Origin of the sequence: Streptomyces sp. BJ20 (assembly GCF_022869105.1) — a bacterium.
Classification (GTDB): domain Bacteria; phylum Actinomycetota; class Actinomycetes; order Streptomycetales; family Streptomycetaceae; genus Streptomyces; species Streptomyces griseoincarnatus.
Window position 1 is genome coordinate 1,386,429 of the sequence record NZ_CP094918.1, and the last position, 19,445, is coordinate 1,405,873.

The 19,445-nt window shown below is 74.1% G+C and carries 13 protein-coding genes and 1 pseudogene; 5 read left to right on the plus strand and 9 right to left on the minus strand.

From position 1 onward, the window contains the following. Positions 1-186: 186 nt before the first annotated feature. Entirely contained in the window at positions 187-2,805 is a 2,619-nt protein-coding gene (locus tag MTR79_RS06540) for a glycosyltransferase family 1 protein (RefSeq protein ID WP_244789527.1), read from the plus strand. A gap of 702 nt (positions 2,806-3,507) precedes the next feature. On the opposite strand, the gene MTR79_RS06545 is transcribed toward MTR79_RS06540, so the two are convergent. The 9 genes and pseudogenes from MTR79_RS06545 to MTR79_RS06585 form a co-directional block, all read right to left on the minus strand. Beyond that, positions 3,508-4,029 (minus strand): DUF1990 domain-containing protein, encoded by a 522-nt coding sequence (locus MTR79_RS06545; RefSeq protein WP_086699709.1) that lies wholly within the window; start codon positions 4,027-4,029, stop codon positions 3,508-3,510. Positions 4,030-4,141: 112 nt separating this feature from the next. Beyond that, positions 4,142-4,316, minus strand: a pseudogene (locus MTR79_RS06550) (peptidase M4 family protein); the annotation flags it as partial. A gap of 86 nt (positions 4,317-4,402) precedes the next feature. Continuing rightward, complete coding sequence (locus tag MTR79_RS06555; RefSeq protein ID WP_086699707.1) at positions 4,403-6,448, minus strand: M4 family metallopeptidase; 2,046 nt, start codon at positions 6,446-6,448, stop codon at positions 4,403-4,405. Positions 6,449-7,280: 832 nt separating this feature from the next. Further along, positions 7,281-9,047: an ABC transporter ATP-binding protein gene (locus MTR79_RS06560; protein ID WP_244789528.1), complete on the minus strand. Its 1,767-nt coding sequence runs from the start codon at positions 9,045-9,047 to the stop codon at positions 7,281-7,283. Beyond that, a complete protein-coding gene (locus MTR79_RS06565; protein ID WP_244789529.1) occupies positions 9,044-9,250 on the minus strand; it encodes a hypothetical protein in 207 nt (68 codons plus the stop codon). The genes MTR79_RS06560 and MTR79_RS06565 overlap by 4 nt, the downstream gene beginning before the upstream one ends. Beyond that, the gene (locus MTR79_RS06570) at positions 9,247-10,968 is read right to left on the minus strand and encodes an ABC transporter ATP-binding protein (RefSeq protein ID WP_244789530.1); all 1,722 of its coding nucleotides are present in this window, start codon (positions 10,966-10,968) and stop codon (positions 9,247-9,249) included. The genes MTR79_RS06565 and MTR79_RS06570 overlap by 4 nt, the downstream gene beginning before the upstream one ends. A gap of 52 nt (positions 10,969-11,020) precedes the next feature. Then, the gene (locus MTR79_RS06575) at positions 11,021-11,905 is read right to left on the minus strand and encodes a fructosamine kinase family protein (protein WP_244789531.1); all 885 of its coding nucleotides are present in this window, start codon (positions 11,903-11,905) and stop codon (positions 11,021-11,023) included. A gap of 63 nt (positions 11,906-11,968) precedes the next feature. Beyond that, on the minus strand, positions 11,969-13,825 hold the full coding sequence (locus MTR79_RS06580; RefSeq protein ID WP_189366198.1) for an ABC transporter ATP-binding protein: 1,857 nt from the start codon (positions 13,823-13,825) through the stop codon (positions 11,969-11,971). After that, positions 13,822-15,609, minus strand: a complete 1,788-nt coding sequence (locus tag MTR79_RS06585) for an ABC transporter ATP-binding protein (RefSeq protein ID WP_086699700.1) — start codon at positions 15,607-15,609, stop codon at positions 13,822-13,824. The genes MTR79_RS06580 and MTR79_RS06585 overlap by 4 nt, the downstream gene beginning before the upstream one ends. A gap of 220 nt (positions 15,610-15,829) precedes the next feature. Between MTR79_RS06585 and MTR79_RS06590 the strand changes: the two genes are divergently transcribed. Genes MTR79_RS06590 through MTR79_RS06605 form a run of 4 tightly spaced genes read left to right on the plus strand, consistent with a single transcriptional unit; the run spans position 15,830 to position 19,443 of the window. Then, on the plus strand, positions 15,830-16,732 hold the full coding sequence (locus MTR79_RS06590) for an ABC transporter ATP-binding protein (protein WP_086699699.1): 903 nt from the start codon (positions 15,830-15,832) through the stop codon (positions 16,730-16,732). Beyond that, positions 16,729-17,478, plus strand: a complete 750-nt coding sequence (locus MTR79_RS06595) for an ABC transporter permease (protein WP_244789532.1) — start codon at positions 16,729-16,731, stop codon at positions 17,476-17,478. The genes MTR79_RS06590 and MTR79_RS06595 overlap by 4 nt, the downstream gene beginning before the upstream one ends. Positions 17,479-17,504: 26 nt before the next feature. Further along, entirely contained in the window at positions 17,505-18,779 is a 1,275-nt protein-coding gene (locus MTR79_RS06600; protein WP_189366196.1) for a sensor histidine kinase, read from the plus strand. Beyond that, positions 18,769-19,443, plus strand: a complete 675-nt coding sequence (locus MTR79_RS06605) for a response regulator transcription factor (protein ID WP_280518306.1) — start codon at positions 18,769-18,771, stop codon at positions 19,441-19,443. Before MTR79_RS06600 ends, MTR79_RS06605 begins: the two co-directional genes overlap by 11 nt. Positions 19,444-19,445 lie beyond the last annotated feature (2 nt).

Genomic DNA, 19,445 nt, shown 5'->3' on the forward strand with positions numbered 1-19,445 from the left:
TGAAGTACGACAAGGAGGCACACGGGGCCGGAATCGGCCATGTCCACCGTGCGGTGAATCGTTTGGACGGAGCAGGCGAGGTACCCGTGTCCCCCGGCTTCCCCCGCGGACGGTGTCCGCGCCGGTACTGTCGGCTGCGATACCCGGACGCACACCGCGTCTCTCACGAACGCGCCGAGGTGGCTTGTGAAGGCTATCCGTCGATTCACCGTCCGACCCGTACTCCCCGAACCCCTCCGGCCGCTGAGCGATCTGGCCCGCAACCTGCGCTGGTCCTGGCACGCCGGAACCCGTGACCTGTTCCGCTCCGTCGACCCCGGACGCTGGGCCGCGGCCGGGGGCGATCCCATGCGCCTGCTGGGCAGCGTGCCGACCGAGCGGCTCACCGAACTGGCCGGCGACCGCGATTTCCTCGACCGCCTCGCCGCGGTCGCGGACGACCTGGACACCTACATGACCGGCGACCGCTGGTACCAGCGGCAGAGCGGCCGGCTGCCCGCCGCCGTCGCCTACTTCTCACCCGAGTTCGGCATCACCGCCGCCCTGCCCCAGTACTCCGGCGGGCTCGGCATCCTGGCCGGCGACCATCTCAAGGCCGCCAGCGACCTGGGCGCCCCGCTGATCGGCGTCGGCCTGCTCTACCGGCACGGTTACTTCCGCCAGTCCCTGTCCCGGGACGGCTGGCAGCAGGAGCACTACCCCGTCCTCGACCCGCACGAGCTGCCCCTGGACCAGCTCAAGGAGGCCGACGGCGCCCCCGCCCGGATCACCCTCGCCCTGCCAGGCGACCGCTCCCTGCGCGCCCGCGTCTGGGTCGCCCAGGTGGGCAGGATTCCGCTGCTCCTGCTCGACTCCGACATCGAGGAGAACGACCTCATCGAGCGCGGGGTGACCGACCGGCTCTACGGCGGCGGCAGCGAGCACCGGCTGCTCCAGGAGATGCTCCTCGGCATAGGGGGTGTCCGCGCCGTCCGCACGTACTGCAGGCGCACCGGGCACGCGGCGCCGGAGGTGTTCCACACCAACGAGGGGCACGCCGGGTTCCTCGGCCTGGAGCGGATGGCGGAGCTGCGCGCCGAGGGGCTCGACTTCGACGCGGCCCTGGAGGCGGTCCGCGCCGGGACCGTGTTCACCACGCACACGCCCGTGCCGGCCGGCATCGACCGCTTCGACCGCGAACTGGTCGCCCGGCACTTCGGCCCGCACGCGGAGCTGCCGCACCTGGAGGTCGACCGCATCCTGCGGCTCGGCATGGAGACCTACCCCGGCGGCGAGCCCAACCTGTTCAACATGGCCGTGATGGGCCTGCGCCTCGCCCAGCGGGCCAACGGCGTCTCCCTGCTGCACGGGCAGGTCAGCCGGGAGATGTTCGCCGGACTGTGGCCCGGCTTCGACCCCGAGGAGGTGCCCATCACCTCCGTCACCAACGGGGTGCACGCGCCCACCTGGGTCGCCCCCGAGGTGTACCGGCTCGGCGCCCGGCAGATCGGCACCCAGCGAGCGGAAGAGGCGCTCAGCATCGGCGACTCCGACCGCTGGGACTCCGTCGCCGACATCGCCGACCAGGACATCTGGGACCTGCGCCGGTCGCTGCGCGAACTGCTGGTGCTGGAGGTACGGGAACGGCTGCGCGCCTCCTGGCGGCAGCGCGGCGCCGGCACCGCCGAACTGGGCTGGATCGACGGCGTCCTCGACCCGGACGTGCTCACCATCGGCTTCGCCCGGCGCGTCCCGTCGTACAAGCGGCTGACGCTGATGCTGCGCGACCGGGACCGGCTGATGGACCTGCTGCTGCACCCCGAGCGGCCCGTGCAGATCGTGGTCGCCGGCAAGGCCCACCCGGCGGACGACGGCGGCAAGCGGCTCATCCAGGAGCTGGTCCGCTTCGCCGACGACCCGCGGGTGCGGCACCGGATCGTGTTCCTGCCCGACTACGGCATGGCGATGGCGCAGAAGCTGTACCCCGGCTGCGACATCTGGCTGAACAACCCGCTGCGGCCGTTGGAGGCGTGCGGCACGAGCGGGATGAAGGCCGCGCTCAACGGCGGGCTCAACCTGTCGGTGCTGGACGGCTGGTGGGACGAGTGGTTCCAGCCCGACTTCGGCTGGTCCATCCCCACGGCGGACGGCGCGGGGACCGACCCGGACCGGCGTGACGACATAGAGGCCGCGGCGCTGTACGACCTGCTGGAGCAGCGGGTGACCCGCACCTTCTACGAGCGCGGGCGCAGCGGGCTGCCGGACCGGTGGATCGAGATGGTCCGGCGGACGCTGAGCCTGCTGGGGCCGAAGGTGCTGGCCGGGCGCATGGTGCGGGAGTACGTGGACCGGCTGTACACGCCGGCCGCGCACGCGCACCGGGCGATGGACGCGGACGCCGCACGGGAGCTCGCGGAGTGGAAGGCGGCGGTACGGGGTGCGTGGCACGGGGTGACCGTCGACCACGTCGAGACGTCCGTGGCCTCCGCCACCGCGGAGCTGGGCAGCACGCTGGCCCTCCGGGTGCGGGTGGGTCTGGGCAGCCTGCGGCCGGAGGACGTGGAGGTGCAGGCCGTCGCGGGGCGGGTGGACGAGGAGGATCGCATCACGGATGCGGCCGCCGTGCCGCTGAAGCCGGTGGGGTCGCCCGGGGCCGGGGGTGAGTGGGTCTACGAGGGCCCGCTGTCCCTGGACCGGACGGGGCCGTTCGGCTACACGGTGCGGGTGCTTCCGAGCCATCGGCTGCTGGCGTCGGGGGCGGAGCTGGGGTTGGTGGCGGTGCCACCGGAGGACGTCGCGGAGGCGGCGGGCTTACTCATGCGGTAGTCGCCCCGCAGGGGCGCGGGGAACTACGCGACGAGCCCCCGACGGCCCGCACCCGGCGGTGAACAGTGCTTGGCACCCCGGTGGCCGTGGGGGCGTTGCGCTGCTCGGCGCTGGGAGGTGCCTCCTCCGGAGGGGGTGCCCCCAGCGCCCACCCGTGCCGCCCTGGGGGTGCCTCCCAGGCCCTTAAGGCACTGGGGGGCACGAATGCCCGCAGGCTGCGGACTGCGCGCCCAGCACCGAACGGCCCGCACCCGGCGATCGACAGGCCCCGGCACCCCGGTGGCCGTGGGGGCGTTGCGCTGCCCGGCGCTGGGAGGTGCCTCCCCCGGAGGGGGTGCCCCCAGCGCCCACCCGTGCCGCCCTGGGGGCGCCTCCCAGGCCCTTAGGCGCCGAGGGAGCACGAATGCCCGCAGGCTGCGGACTGCGCGCCCTTCAGGGGCGCGGGGAACTGCGCGACCAGCACCGAACGGTCCGCACCCGGCGATCGACAGGCCCCGGCACCCCGGTGGCCGTGAGGGGAGGGGGGCGTTGCGCTGCTCGGCGCTGGGAGGGGCCTCCCCCGGAGGGGGTATCCCCAGCGCCCACCCGTGCCGCCCTGGGGGTGCCTCCCAGGCCCTTAAGGCACTGGGGGGCACGAATGCCCGCAGGCTGCGGGTGGCTGCGCGCCCTTCAGGGGCGCGGGGGACTGCCCGCAGGCTGCTGCTAGGCGTCCTCCACGCCCCGGGTCGCCAGGCGGCGGAGGGTCTTGCCGGCCCGGCGGGCGTACGCGTGCTGGAGGGACCGGGTGGCCGGGCCACCAGCCCGGGCGTACCAGCGGGCCGGCCGGCTGAACGCCGAGACGGTCAGCCACACCGTCCCGTCCCCCGTACGGTGCACGACGAACGCCTCCTCCCCGCTCTCCGGATGCCCCGCCAGCGTCCCGTACGCCCACCCCGCCTCGCGGTACTCCTCCGCCGCCCACACCACCCGGCACGGCGCCTTCACCAGCCCCGCCAGGCTGACGGTGACGCCGACGTCGGGCGCGGCACGGTCCGCCGAGGCGTCGATGCCGACCCCCATCTCCCGGTGCATCTCGAAACTGAACAGCGCGTCCACGGCCTGCCGGAACACCTTCTCTCCCTCGCCGAGCCGGGTGCGCTCCCTCAAGTGGTGAAATCCCGGAGGGCAGAACTCGGGATCCCGGCTCGCGCCGACGTGGTCGTAGGTGAAGTCCGCCGAAGACATGGGACCCAAGCCTAAGCGGTGGCCCCGAACGCACCGGCGGCACCCGGAGCGAAGCGCTCCGGGTGTCGCGCGGTACGGGGGAGGGCCGGCCTCGGCTGACGCCGACCGCCTTTCAGGCCGCGTCGACCGCCTTGTACTCCGTGCTGTTCGCGGTACGCGGTCAGCGCCTTCTACCAGATCCGGAGCGTCTTGGCGCGGCCCATGCCGGTGACGGTGGAGCCGTCGTACGTGGGCGAGTTGCAGCTCACACGGTTGACGGTCCTGGCGCCGCTGCCCTCGGCGAACAGAGCGGCGCCGTTCCGGGCGGTGGGAACCACCCGGGACGGCGCCGCGACGGGTCGTCCGACGGAGACCGTCCGACGGGTGGGCCCGCCTACGGGAAGGTCAGGCTCCAGCCGTTGATGTAGCCGGTGTCGTAGCGGGCCACGTCCTGGACCCGCAGCTGCCAGGTGCCGTTGGCCGTCTCCGACGACGCGTTGACCGTGTACGTCTCGTTGATGTTGTCCGCCGAACCGCCGGTGCGGTTGCGGAGGCGGTACGAGGTGCCGTCCGGGGCCACCAGGTCGACGACCAGGTCACCGCTCCAGGTGTGCACGATGTCCACCGCGACCTGGAGGTTGCTCGGCGCGTTGCCGGTGCGGCCGGTGACGGTGATCGCGGATGTCACGGCGGCGCCGGCGTCCGGGATCGCCACGTCGGTGGTCGACTCGAAGGTGGTGCCGCCGCCCCCGGGGCCGCCGGAGCGGGTGCCGACGTTGACGGCCGCCCAGGCGTCCTGCACCGCCTTGTACTCGGCGCTGTCCGTGCCGTACAGCTCACCGGTCGCCGCCAGGGTGCCGGTGCGGGCCGCCGCGTAGTTCGTCGTGGAGGTGAACTTCGTGGTGAGCGCGCGGAACCAGATCTTCTCCGCCTTGGCGCGGCCGATGCCGGTGACCGGCAGGCCGTCGGAGGTGGGGGAGTCGTAGGTGACCCCGTTGATGGTCTTCGTTCCGCTGCCCTCGCTCAGCAGGTAGAAGAAGTGGTTCGCCACGCCCGACGAGTAGTGCACGTCGATCGAGCCGATGCCGGAGTACCAGGAGTCCTTGGACCGGCCGTCCTTGCTCGGCTTGTCCATGTAGCGCAGCGGGGTGCCGTCCCCGTTGATGTCGATCTCCTCGCCGATGAGGTAGTCGCCGACGTCGGAGGAGTTGTTGGCGTAGAACTCGACGGTCGCGCCGAAGATGTCGCTGGTCGCCTCGTTGAGGCCGCCGGACTCGCCGCTGTAGTTCAGGCCCGCGGTGTTCGAGGTGAGGCCGTGGGTCATCTCGTGCGCGGCCACGTCGATCGAGGTGAGCGGGTTGGCGTTGCCGGAGCCGTCGCCGTAGGTCATGCAGAAGCAGCTGTCCGACCAGAAGGCGTTGACGTAGTTGTTGCCGTAGTGGACCCGGGAGTACGCGCCGACGCCGTCCCCGCGGATGCCGCTGCGGCCGTGCACGTTCTTGTAGTAGTCCCAGGTCAGCGCCGCCCCGTAGTGGGCGTCCGCGCCGGCCGACTCCGCGTTGGAGGGGCTCCCGTTGCCCCAGACGTCGTCGGAGCCGGAGAACAGCGTCCCGGTGCCGGAGGTGCCGCGGTTGAGGTTGTACGTCTTGTGCCCGCCGCGCGCGCCGTCGGTGAGGTTGTACGTCGAGCCCGACTGGGTGGTCGTCAGGTCGACGGTGCCGCTGTAGACGGTGTGGCCGGTGCCGTTCTGCACGGCCTGCCACTCGTACAGCTTCTCGCCCGTGGTGGCGTCGGTGACGACGTGCAGCTCCTGCGGGGTGCCGTCGTGCTGGAGACCGCCGACCACCGTCTCGTACGCGACGACCGGCTTGCCGTCCGCCGCCCAGATCACCTTGCGCGGGGCCCGGTCGACGTCCGCGCCTTCGGCCTTCTCGGCCTTCGCGGCGGACAGGGCCTGCGCCTCGGCCTTCGCGGCCGGCACCTTCGCGGCGGTGGTGGCGGGCTTCACCGCGGTGCGGGACGCCTTGACGACCTTGTCCGCCTCGCCGGCGGTGTCACCCTGGACGATGAGGTCGCCGCCGAGGACGGGCAGCCCGTCGTAGGTGCGCTCGTAGCGGACGTGCACGGTGCCGTCGCGGTCCTTGAGGACGTCGCGGACGACGAGCTTCTCCTTCGCGCCCAGACCGAGGTCCTTCGCGGTCTCGGCCTTGACGGAGTCCGCCTGGCGCATCAGCGCGGCACGCTGGGCGGGGGTGAGCTTGACCGACTCCGAGCCGGGCGCGGCGGCGCTCGCGGTCCGGGTCGCCGCGTCAGGGGCGGCGGTGGCGGCGCCGGACTGGACGGCCGTGGCGATCAGCGCGGCCACGCCGGCCAGGGCGACGGCGGCGACGCGGCGCTGCGCGGTGCGGGGGGTGCGTCTGTGGGACGTCCTGCTTCTCAACGCTGACTCCTTCTGCGGGGCCGCGGGGTTGCGCGGCCTGGGGAGACCGGCCGGCGGGTCAGCCGGCCGGGCAGAACGGAAGTGCTCCGAGCAGTGACCGCCGCACAACGGGCAGCCGAAGCTGTGGGGTTGCTGTGAAGCGGACGTGGGAAGAGTGGCAGGGGATCGCGGTTTCTGTCAGGAGCGCGTCAGAAAGTTGGCCGGATCCCGTTCGGTCTCCGGGAGGAGGTGTCCGCTCATCGGACAGCGGCGGGACGGCGGCGCTCCGGCACCCCGGGTTCGGCGGCCACCTGCCGGTCCCCGGGCACATCGACACGTGCCGATCCCTGGGCACACACGCACGTGCCGGTCCCTGAGCCCGCCGCCACGTGCCGGCCCCCGGGCCGGCCACCGTGACCGGCCGGCCCCAGGGCCCGCCGTCACCACCGGCCGGTCCTCGGGTCCGTCGGCACCATCGGAGGGTCCTCAAGCCAGCCGCCACCACCGGCAGGAGGGTCCTCAGGCCCGCCGGCACCACCGGCAGGGTCCTCAGGCCGGTCGGCATCGTCGGCCGGTCCCCGGGCCGGCCACCGTGACCGGCCGGCCCCAGGGCCCGCCGTCACCACCGGCCGGTCCTCGGGTCCGTCGGCACCATCGGCAGGTCCCCACCCCCGCCGTCACCCGCGGCCGGGTCGCCGGCCTTCCGCTACTGCGGGCCGATTCTCAGGCCCGCCGCCACCGCGTGTTCGTCCTGACCCTGCCGTCATCATGTGCCGGTCCCGGGCCGGCGGCATCACGGCCTCGGTCCTGGTGCCGGTCCCGGGCCGGGCCGGCCGGCACCACGGCCCCAGCCCTACGTCCCGCCGCCGACCGCCCCGTCCCCGTGCCACGATCGCCACAGCGCCGCGTACACCCCGTCCGCCGCCACCAGGGTGTCGTGCGTGCCCAGTTCGGAGAGGCGGCCGTCCTCCATCACGGCCACCCGGTCCGCGTCGTGCGCGGTGTGCAGCCGGTGCGCGACGGCGACGACCGTACGGCCCTCCAGCACGGCGGCCAGCGCGCGCTCCGCGTGCCGGGCGGTCGCCGGGTCGAGCAGGGCGGTCGCCTCGTCGAGGACCAGCGTGTGCGGGTCGGCCAGCACCACGCGCGCCAGGGCGAGTTGCTGCGCCTGGGGGCCGTCGGTGGGGTGACCGCCCTCGCCCAGCTCGGTGTCCAGCCCGCGCGGCAGCTCCCGCACCCAGCCGTCCGCGCCCACCACGGCCAGTGCCGCCCACAGCCCCTCGTCCCCGGCCTCCGGCGCGGCGATCCGCAGATTGTCCCGGACCGACCCCAGGAAGACATGGTGCTCCTGGGTCACCAGCACCACCTGCCGCCGCAGCCGCTCGGGATCCAGTGCCGCCACCGGCACCCCGCCCACGGTCACGCTCCCGGCGGCCGGCGCGTCCACCCCCGCCAGCAGCCGGCTCAGCGTGGTCTTGCCGGCGCCCGACGGCCCGACCACCGCCAGCCGTTCGCCCGGCGTCAGCGTCAGGTCCACCCCGCGCAGCACCTCGCCGCCCCCGTCGTACGCGTAACGCACGCCGGTCACGTCGATGCGGTCGTCCGCCGGGTCGGGGGCGTCGCTGCGCCCGGCCGCGCGCGGCGCCCGGGCCAGGCCCTCCACCCGTGCGAACGAGGCGCCGCTGGACTGGAGTTGCTCCAGCCGCATCAACACCTCGTCCAGCGGGCCGCTCAGTTGCAGCAGGTACAGCGAGGTCGCCACGACCGCGCCCAGGCTCACCGCGTCCCGCGCGTGCAGCCATCCGCCGCACAGCAGCACCCCCGCCACCGGCACGATGTACGACAGCTCGACCACCGGGAAGAACACCGAGCGCAGGAACAGCGTGCGCATACGGGCGCGGCGGGACGACTCCAGCGCCTCCCGGCTCGCCCGGATCCGCCGCTCCTCCATCCGGAACGCCTCCACCGTGCGGGCGCCCACCGCCGTCGACGCGACCACCTCCGCCACGTCCGAGTTGGCCGCGCCCTCGGCGAGGTACGCGTCCCGGGCCCGCCGCAGGTACCAGCGCAGCACCAGCCAGATCGGGGTGAGACACAGCAGGCCCAGCGCGCCCAGCAGCGGGTCCACGACCAGGATCGCGACCATCACGAACAGCGACTGCACCAGGTTGACCAGAAGGGAGGGCCCGGCGTCGCGCAGCGTGGTGCCGACGGCGGTCACGTCCGCCGTGCCCCGCGTCGTCAGATCGCCGGTGCCGGCCCGCTCCACCACGGCGGAGGGCAGCGCCAGCGCCCGGTCCACGAACCGCTCGCGCACCCGCGCCAGCGTCCGCTCGCCGAACCGGTGGCCCACGTAACGGGCCCAGCGGGACAGCAGCAACTGCGCCACCGCGCACGCCAGGATGACCGGGGCCAGCCGGTCCACCACGGCGGTGCCGCCGCCCGCCCGCACCTCGTCGACGATCCGCCCGAGCAGCCACGGCCCGGCCAGACCGGCGAGGGCGGCCGCGCCGTTCAGCGCGAGCACACCCGCGAAGACCCGCCCGTCGGCCCGCGCCAGCTCCCCGGCGGCACGCCGTACATCGGCCGGTTCCGCCACCGGCAGTCGTTCCCCGCTCATCGGGCCGCCTCCTCGGGGGTGTCCTGCTCGGAGTCCTGGGCGACCCGGCACCGGTGTTCCGGCTCGTCGAGCAGTCGGCGGTGGGCGCCGCTCGCCGGTGCCTTGGCGTCAGTCAGGGGAAGCACACGGCCGGCCCGCACCAGCTCCCCGGCGGCACGCCGTACATCGGCCGGTTCCGCCACCGGCAGTCGTTCCCCGCTCATCGGGCCGCCTCCTCGGGGGTGTCCTGTTCGGCGTCCCTGGCGACCAGGCGCCGGTATTCCGGCTCGTCCTCGAGCAGCCGGCGGTGGGCGCCGGCCGCCGTCACCTTGCCGTCGGCGAGGAACAGGACCCGGTCGGCCCGGTCCAGGACCAGTGGTGAGGTGGTGACCAGCACCGTCGTCCGGCCCTCGCGCGCCGCGCGCAACCGGTCGGCGACCAGGGCCTCGGTGTGCGCGTCGAGCGCCGAGGTCGGCTCCACCGCCAGCAGCACCTCCGGGTCGGCGAGCAGCGCCCGCGCCAGCCGGACCCGCTGCCGCTGTCCGCCGGACAGGCTGCGGCCCTGCGCGGACACCACCGAGTCGAGACCGTCCGGCAGCCCGCGCACCACCTCGTCGGCGGCCGCCGCGTGCAGCGCGCCCAGCACCTGGGCGTCGGACGCCCCGCCCCGGCCCGCGACCACCTCGCGTAGCGGGCCGGCGAACAGCGCGGCCTCCGGTTCGGCGACCAGGATCCGCTCCCGCACCCGGGCCGGTGCGATCTCGTCCAGCCGAACCCCGCCCCACCTGGCGTCGGACGGTGTGTACCGGCCCAGCCGGTCCACCACGGCCGCCGCGTCCGCCGGCCGGGCGCAGACCAGCGCGGTCAGCCGCCCCGGCAGCACCCGCACCCCGGACTCCGGGTCCTCCAGCGTGGAGGGCTCGGCCGGCGGGTCGGCGGTGGCCGCGTCCGGCGGCGGCTGGATCCGCAGCAGGGCCGCCACCCGGCCCGCCGCGACCACGCCCCGGCTGAGGTAGTAGCCGCACTCGATCAGGAACATCACCGGCCACACCAGGACCGTCACGTACCCGTACACCGACACCAGTTCGCCGATGGTGATGTCGCCCTGCGCGGCCTGCCGGGCGGCGATCCACGTCACCACGGCGAGGAACAGCGTCGGCAGGCCCGCGGCCAGCGCCTGCATCCAGCTCGTCACCGCCCCCACCCGGTAGCCCTGCTCGCGCAGCCGCCCCGAGTCACGGCGGAACGCGTCCGCGACCAGCCCCTTGCCTCCGAGCCCGCTCAGCACCCGCAGCCCGCCCGCGAGATCCCCGATCCGCGCGGTCAGCACGCCCTGCCGCTCCCGGTACTCCGTCTCCGCGCCCTGCAGCCGCCCGGCGAGCGGTCCGACCACGAGCCCGATCACCGGCACCCCCAGCAGCACCACAGCGGCCAGCAGCGGAGACACCGTCAGGAGCAGTCCCGCCACCGCCGCGTACGCCACGACCGCGCCGATTCCCGGCCCCACGGCGGTGAGGGACTGGGCGATCACCTGCACGTCTCCCACGCCGATGGTGACGACCTCCCCGGCAGCCGCCCGCCGGTCCAGCGCCGCACCCAGCCGCACGGTGTGCCCGACGACCACCTTCACCGTGCGGAAGTTGGCGTCCATCCGCACCATCGTCATCGTGCGGTGCCGCATCGTGCCCAGCCAGGCGTTGAACGCGGTCACCAGGACCAGCAGACCGGCCCAGCCGGCCAGCGCCGTCATGTCGCCCGTCCCCAGCCCGTCGTCCACCGCCCGGGACATCAGGTACGGCGTGGACGCCAGCAGCACCATCCACACGCTGCCGTACACCGCCCCCGCCAGACAGCGCCCAGGCTGCCTGCGCACCAGCCACCACAGATAGCGGGCCCCGCCGCGCCCGTCGGGCGTGCCGGGATCCCCGTAGGTGTCGATCACGTGCGACTTCCTCCCCCTGCGGCCCGGCGGCCGGCGTGCCTCGTCGGTCGTCTCACGGGCGCTCCCGGAACGGAGCGAGCGTGGCCCGTACGTGTGCGGCGGCGCCCCAGTCGGGCTCGAACTGGGCGATCACGGCCAGGTGCTGACGCAGCTGGAGGATGGGCATCCGTTCCCGCCAGCCCGCGTCAAGACCGGTGAGCTCCGCGTACCGCTCGAAGAACACCCGTGCCTCGGGCGGCGGCGCGGTCGTCCACAGATGGGCGAGGTCCACCTCGGCCCAGGTGTACGACACGGCCGGGTCGATCAGCGCGGGCCGGCCGTCGGGGGCGGCCATCACGTTCTGCGCCCACAGGTCGCCGTGGGTCAGGCAGGCGGGCCGGTCCGGCAGCAGCTCGGGCAGCCGGTCGCACAGCCGCTCCAGCGCGCGGCGGTCGGCGGCGTCCAGCGCCTCACGGACCCGGGGCTCCTCCAGCCAGCGCAGCAGACGGTGCCGGGCGAAGAACTCGAAGCCGTCGTCGGTCCAGGTGTTGACCTGGCGGCGCCGGCCCAGCCAGTTGTCCCGGTGCCAGCCGAACCGGTGGTGCGCCGTGGCCGTGTGCAGGTGGGCGACCGCGTGCGCGCACTCCTCCCAGAACACCTCCGTGTCCGGCCGGGGGCGCAGCACCGACAGCACGAGCAGGTCCCGCTCCGCGAGCACCACCTCCGGCGTGACCGCACCGCCCGCCTCGCGCAGCACCCTCAGCCCCTCGGCCTCGGTGGCGAAGGCGTCGTCCGCCGGCGGTTCGCCGAACGCCTTCACGAACAGCGGGGTGCCGTCCGCGCGGCGGGCCAGACCCGCGGTCGCGGCGAGACCCCCGGAAGCCGGCTCGACCGCGCCGACGTCCGTGAGACCCGCCGCGTGCAGCCGCGCGAGCAGCATCGACGTCGCCTCCGTCACGGGTGTGCTCCTCTCGGTCGGTCCCCCGGCGCGCCCCCGGGAGCGGGCCCGCGACGGCGGCGGTCAGGCCAGGCTGTCCCGCCAGGCCCGGTGCAGGTCCGCGAACCGGCCCGAACCGCCGATGAGTTCGTCCGGACTGCCGTCCTCCACGATCCGCCCGTGCTCCATCACCAGCACCCGGTCCGCGATCTCCACGGTGGACAGCCGGTGCGCGATCACCACCGCCGTACGGCCCTTCAGCACCGTGGCCATCGCCCGCTGCACCGCCCGCTCGCCGGGGACGTCGAGCGAGCTGGTCGCCTCGTCGAGGATCAGCACCGCCGGGTCCGCGAGCAGTGCCCGCGCGAACGCCACCAGCTGCCGCTGTCCCGCCGAGATACGGCCGCCTCGCTTGCGGACGTCCGTGTCGTAGCCGTCGGGCAGCGCCGTGATGAAGTCGTGCGCGCCGATCTCCTTGGCCGCCTGCTCGATCTCCTCGCGGGTGGCCTCCGGACGGCCGATGGAGATGTTCTCGGCGACCGTCCCGGAGAACAAGAACGCCTCCTGGGTCACCATCACCACCTCGCGTCGCAGGTCCCGTCCCGTCAGGTCGCGCAGGTCGACGCCGTCGAGCAGCACCCGCCCGTCGCTGGGGTCGTAGAACCGGGCGAGCAGCTTCGCCAGCGTCGACTTGCCCGCGCCCGTGGAGCCGACCACGGCGACGGTCTGCCCGGCCGGCAGGGTGAGGCCGAAGCGGGGCAGCACCTCGCCGCCGGTGCGGTACGCGAACCGCACGTCGTCGAAGACCACCTCCCGCCCGGGGAGACCGGAGCGCCGCCCCGGCAGCTCGCGGGGCGCCGCCGGCTCGGGCACCGACGGGATCTGCGCCAGCAGGCCGGCGATCTTCTCGAGCGAGGCCGCCGCCGACTGGTAGGAGTTGAGGAACATGCCCAGCCGGTCGATCGGGTCGTACAGCCGCCGCAGATAGAGCACGGCCGCCGCCAGCACACCGAGCGCCAGTGTCTCCCCGGCCACCCGGTAGGCGCCCCACAGCACGATCAGCGCGACCGTGGTGTTGGCGGTCACCCGGGAGCCGACGACGTAGCGGGCCATCTCCAGGAGCGCGTCGCCGTTGGTCTTCTCGTGCCGCCGGTTCAGCACCGCGAAGTCGGCGTCGTTGGCCTTCTCGCGGCGGAAGGCGCGCACCGGGCGGATGCCGTTCATCGTCTCGACGAACTTCACGATCACCGCGGCGATCGCCGTCGACCGCTTCCGGTACACCCGCTGCGCCCGCCGCTGGTAGGACCGCACCAGCAGGTACAGCGGCACGAACGACGCCACCGCCACCGCGCCGAGGCCCAGGTCCAGCCAGAGCAGCAGCACCGAGATGTACACGGCGGACAGGATGGTCATCACCAGTTCCTGCAGGCCCTCCTCCAGCAGCTCCCGCAGCGACTCGACGTCGGTGGTGGAGCGGGAGATCAGCCGGCCGGAGGTGTAGCGCTCGTGGAAGTCCACGCTCAGCGCCTGCGCGTGCCGGAAGATCCGGCCGCGCAGGTCGAGGAGCACGTCCTGGCTGACCCGGGCGGAGGCGGTGATGAACGCGTACTGCAGCGCCCCGGCCGCCGACGCGCACAGCAGATAACCCGCCGCCACCGCGATCAGCGGCCCGTGGTCGCTGTCGCGGAACGCGGGCACCGCACGGTCGATCGCGTACGCCACCAGCAGCGGGCCCGCCTGCACGGCGGCCTGCTGGAGCAGCAGCAGCAGTGCGGTCAGCGCCACCCGGCCGCGCATCGGCGCGAGCAGGGAGCGCAGCAGCGCGCCGGTGGCGCCCGGGGGAGCGGGCAGCACGTCCCGGTCGAAGGGGTCGCCGCCGCTCTGCTGCGGTGTCCGGTCGTCGTCCTCGTCGCGGACCGGTGCGGTCGTGGCCGCCGTCATCGCTGCTCCTCCAGTTCCTCCGCCGGGTCGCCCGACATCAGGTGGGCGTACTCGGCATTGCCCCGCAGCAGTTCGTGATGGGTGCCGACCGCCGTGATCCGCCCGCCGGACAGCAGCGCCACCCGGTCGGCGAGCAGCACCGTGGACGGGCGGTGCGCCACGATCAGCGCCGTGGTGTCGGCGAGCACCCGGCGCAGCGCGGCCTCGACCGCGGCCTCCGTGTGCACGTCCAGCGCGGACAGCGGGTCGTCCAGCACCAGGAAGTCGGGCCGTCCCACGACCGCGCGGGCCAGGGCGAGCCGCTGCCGCTGCCCGCCGGAGAGGCTCAGACCCTGCTCGCCGACCTGGGTGGCGGTGCCCTGCGGCAGCGCGTGGGCGAAGTCCGCCTGGGCGACGGCCAGCGCGCGGTCCAGGTCTTCCTCGCCGCTGCCGCCGCCCATCAGGACGTTCTCGCCGACGGTCGCGGAGAAGAGTGTGGGCTCCTCGAAGGCGACGGCGACACGGGAGCGCAGCTCCTCCCGGGACATGTCCCTGATGTCCCGCCCGTCCAGGGTGATGCGCCCGTCGGTGACCTCGTGCAGCCGGGGCACCAGCGCGGTCAGCGTGGTCTTGCCGCTGCCGGTCGCCCCGACCAGCGCCAGCGATTCGCCGGGCCGGATGTGCAGGTCGACGCGGTCCAGCACGGGCGGCGAGCCCTCGGGCGCGTCCGGGTAGCGGAAGGTGATGTTCTCGAACCGCAGCCCGCCCTCCCGGGGGCCGCCGTCCTTCGCCGGGGACGCCGTGGCGCCCGACTCCGGCTCCGCGTCCATCACCTCGAAGTACCGCTCGGTGGCCGTCGCCGCCTCCTGGCTCATCGCCAGCAGGAAGCCGATCGAGTCCACCGGCCAGCGCAGCGCCAGCGCCGTGGACAGGAACGCCACCAGGGTGCCCGCCGACAGCTCGCCGTCCGCCACCTGCACGGCGCCCAGCACCAGCGCCGCGCCGATGGCCAGTTCGGGCAGCGTCACGATGATGCCGAGGATCGCCGCCAGCAGCCGCGCCTTGTGCAGCTCCGTGCCCCGCAGCTTCCCCGACAGCTCGCGGAACGCCCGCGCCTGGCTGCGGTGCCGGCCGAACCCCTTGATGATCCGGATGCCGAGCACGCTCTCCTCGACCACGGTCGTCAGATCGCCCACCTGGTCCTGCGCCTGCCGGGCCGCCCGCGAGTACTGCTTCTCGAACACCACGCAGGTGATCAGCACGGGCACCGCCGGCACCAGGATGACCAGCCCCAGCGTCCAGTCCTGCACCAGCATGATGATCACGCCGACCAGGATGGTCACGCCGTTGACCAGCAGGAAGGTCAGCGGGAACGCGAGGAACATGCGCAGCAGCATGAGGTCCGTGGTCGCCCGGGACAGCAACTGGCCCGAGGCCCAGCGGTCGTGGAAGGCGATCGGCAGCCGCTGGAGATGCCGGTACAGGTCGGCCCGCATCTCCGCCTCGACGTGCGACAGGGGCCGCGCCACCAGCCAGCGCCGGAACCCGAACAGCAGCGCCTCCGCCAGCCCGAGCAGCAGCAGGTACAGCGCGCCGAGCCACACCCCCGCCGGGTCGCGGTCGGCGATGGGTCCGTCGACCATCCACTTGAGCACCAGCGGGATGACGAGTCCTATGCAGGACGCCAGGACGGCGATGAACGCGGCGGTGAACAGGCGCGTCCGCACAGGCCGCACGTACGGCCACAGCCGTAGCAGCGTCCGCACGGTGGAGCGGGGTTCCCGGGGAGAAGGTGTAGTGGACATCAGCAGTGAGAGTACGGTTCGCCACTGACGCTGCCCACCGAATTCCGGCCCGGTCCGCCTCGGCCGTGAGTCCTACGACCGGCGCCGCGGGACCGCCCCACCTCGGTGAACGCCCGTCACGGGCCCGGGAGTCGTACCACTCCATCGGCCGATCGGACGATGCGCGGCCGAGCGGGACGGCCGATGTCCGCGCGCCCCGTCCACCGCGACACTGACCGTCATGTCCGTCATCGACGTCACCGACCTGCGCAAGGCCTACGGCGGCCGGCCCGCCGTCGCCGGGGTGTCCTTCTCCGTCGAGGAGGGTGAGATCTTCGGGATCCTCGGCCCCAACGGCGCCGGCAAGACCACCACCGTGGAGTGCGTGGAAGGGCTGCGCGTCCCTGATTCCGGCCGGGTCCGGGTCGCCGGACTCGACCCCGTCGCCGACCACGACGAGGTCACCCGCGTCCTCGGCGCGCAGCTTCAGCAGAGCGGACTCCAGCCGAAGCTGACCGTCCGCGAGGCCCTGGAGCTCTACGCCTCCTTCCACCGCCGCCCGGCCGACTGGCGCCCGCTCACCGAACGGCTCGGCCTCACCGAGAAGCTGACCACCCGGTTCGCGAAGCTGTCCGGCGGCCAGAAGCAGCGCCTGTTCATCGCGCTCGCCCTGATCGGCGACCCGCGGATCGTGGTGCTGGACGAGCTGACCACCGGTCTCGACCCGCGCGCCCGGCGGGACACCTGGGAACTGATCGAGGACGTCCGCGCCGGCGGCGTCACCGTCCTGCTCGTCACCCACTTCATGGAGGAGGCCCAGCGCCTCTGCGACCGGATCGCGGTCATCGACAAGGGACGCGTCGCCGCCCTCGACACCCCCGCGGGACTCGTCCGCCGCTCGGCCGGGGCCACCGTCATCAGCTTCACCCCGTCCGCCCCGCTCGACGACGCCGACCTCAACGCGCTGCCCGGGCTCACCTCGATCGCCCGCAAGGACGGCCGGATCACCCTGTCCGGCACCGACGACACCGTCGACGCCGTCCTCACCCTCCTCGCCCGCTCCCGCGTCACCGCCCACCAGCTGCGCGTCACCGACGCCACCCTGGACGACGCCTTCCTGGACCTCACGGAGAGCCCCGCATGAGCACCGGACCGGTCAACACGGCGGTGCTGCGCACCGAGTTCCGCCTCTTCCGGCGCGAACCCGCCGGCATCTTCTGGACCATGCTCTTCCCGACCCTGCTGCTGGCGATCCTCGGCTGCATCCCGTCCTTCCGGGAGGCCGACCCCGCCCTCGGCGGACTGCGGCCGGTCGACGCCTACGTACCGGTCGCCCTCCTCCTCGGCCTGATCATCGGCGGACTCCAGGGCATGCCGCCCACCCTCACCGGCTACCGCGAGACAGGCATCCTGCGCCGGATGTCCACCACACCGGTCCGCCCCTCCGCCCTGCTCGCCGCGCAGATGGCGGTGCTCGGCGCCGCCTCGCTGATCTCCGCGCTGCTCACCCTCGCCGTCGGCCGCCTCGCCTTCGACGTCGCCCTGCCGAGGCAGCCGCTCGGCCACCTGCTCGCGCTGCTGCTCGCCCTGGCCGCCTCCCTCGCGCTCGGCGCGCTGCTCAGCGCCCTGGCCCGCACGGCGAAGATCGCCACGGCGGCCGGCTCCACCGCGCTGTTCCCGGCGATGTTCACCGCGGGCGTGTGGCTCCCCGTCGAGGCCATGCCCGACCTGATGGCCGACATCGTCGGCCGGACCCCGTTCGGCGCGGCCGCCCAGGCCCTGAACGAGGCGTCGGCGGGCCACTGGCCGGGAGCGGGACACCTCGCGGTGACGGCGGGGTGGGCGGTGCTGCTCACCGCGGGCGCGGTGCGGTGGTTCCGCTGGGAGTGAGGACGGGCGTGGCGGACACTGGTGCGATGCCGCACGTGACGGACGTGACACGGAACGGGCCGGGGGTCGAGCAGCGGTGGGCCCTGTTCTACCGCTGGGGTCCGTACGTCCTGCTGGGCACGGGCACCGTGCTGGCGGCGTTCACCGCGGCGCCGCTCGGCATGAGCCGCGCGGAGGTGTACGCCTGCGGCGTCCTGGTCGTCGCGGCCCTCGTGCTCCAGCTGTGGTGGGAGCGGGCGTCCCGCGGTGCCGAGGGACCGACCCGCACGAGCACGGTGTACTTCGCGGTCCGCATGGCCATCGGCTTCGCCCTCACCTGGATGAACCCGCTGTTCGCCTTCCAGGTGGCCGTCAACTACTGGGACACCGGGCGGCTGTTGCCGAAGAGGCTCGTCGTCCCCGGACTGCTGGCGGCGGCCGCCACGGTCGCCGGCTCGCAGAGCGGCGGGCTGCCGCCGGACGGCCCGACCGGCTGGCTGGTCTTCCTCGGGCTCATGGCCGTCAACCTGGGCCTGCTCCTGCTCTTCTCCCACCTCGCCTGCCTGGAGGAGGACCGCGCCCGCACCCAGGCGGCGACCATCGCAGAACTGGAGCGCACCAACACCGCGTTGCAGCAGGCGCTCGACGAGAACGCCGCCCTCCACTCCCAACTGCTCGTCCAGGCGCGGGAGGCAGGGGTCGCCGACGAGCGCCGCAGGCTCGCCGCCGAGATCCACGACACCCTGGCCCAGGGCCTGACCGGCATCATCGCCCAGCTCCAGGTCGCCGCGAGCACCCCCGACCCGGCCGCCGGCCGCGACCGTCTGGACCGGGCCCTCGCCCTGGCCCGGGAGAGCCTCGGCGAGGCCCGCCGCTCCGTGCACAACCTCGCCCCGGTCGCGCTCGCCGACGGCGGACTGCCCGGCGCGCTGAGACGGACCGTTGTCGAATGGGGCGAACGCAGCGGTGTGCGGACCGAGTTCACCGTCACCGGGACCGCCGAGCCGCTGCACGACGAGATGGCGGCCACCCTGCTGCGCATCGCCCAGGAGGCCCTCGCCAACACCGCGCGCCACGCTGGGGCCTCCCGCACCGGCGTCACCCTCTCCTTCATGGGCGACGAGGTCACCCTCGACATCCGCGACGACGGCCAGGGTTTCGACCCGCTCGCCGTCCCCGCGCACACCTCCGCCGGCGGCTTCGGCCTCGACGGCATGCGGGCCCGCGCCGAACGCGTCGCCGGGTCCCTCACGGTCGAGTCCGAACCGCGCGGCGGCACGGCGGTCTCGGCCCGCGTACCGTTGGTCCGCCATGACCCGTGACGCCGCCCCCGGCCAGGCCGCCGACGCCGTGCCCGTGATCACCCTGCTCGTCGTCGACGACCACCCCGTCGTCCGCGACGGTCTGCGCGGCATGTTCGAGTCCGCGCCCGGCTTCCGCGTGCTGGGCGAGGCGTCCGACGGCTCGGCGGCGCTCCGGCGAGCGGCGGAGCTGGACCCCGACGTGATCCTCATGGACCTGCGCATGCCCGGCACGGGCGGCGTGGAGGCCATCCGGGAGCTGGCCCGCCGGGGCGCCCGCGCCCGGGTGCTGGTGCTCACCACGTACGACACCGACTCCGACACGCTGCCCGCGATCGAGGCGGGGGCGACCGGCTATCTGCTCAAGGACGCCCCGCGGGAGGAGTTGTTCACGGCCGTCCGCGCCGCGGCCGAGGGGCGTTCCGTGCTGTCCCCGGCCGTCGCCTCGCGGCTGGTGTCCGCCGTCCGCGCGCCCCGCATTCCGGGCGCCGAACCGCTGTCCGGGCGGGAGCGGGAGGTGCTGGCGCTGGTCGCCAAGGGCACCTCCAACCGGGAGATCGCCCGCGAGCTGTTCATCAGCGAGGCCACGGTGAAGACGCATCTGACGCACATCTTCGCCAAGCTGGGCGCCAAGGACCGCGCGGCGGCCGTGGCCACGGCGTACGACCGGGGCATCCTGGGCTGACG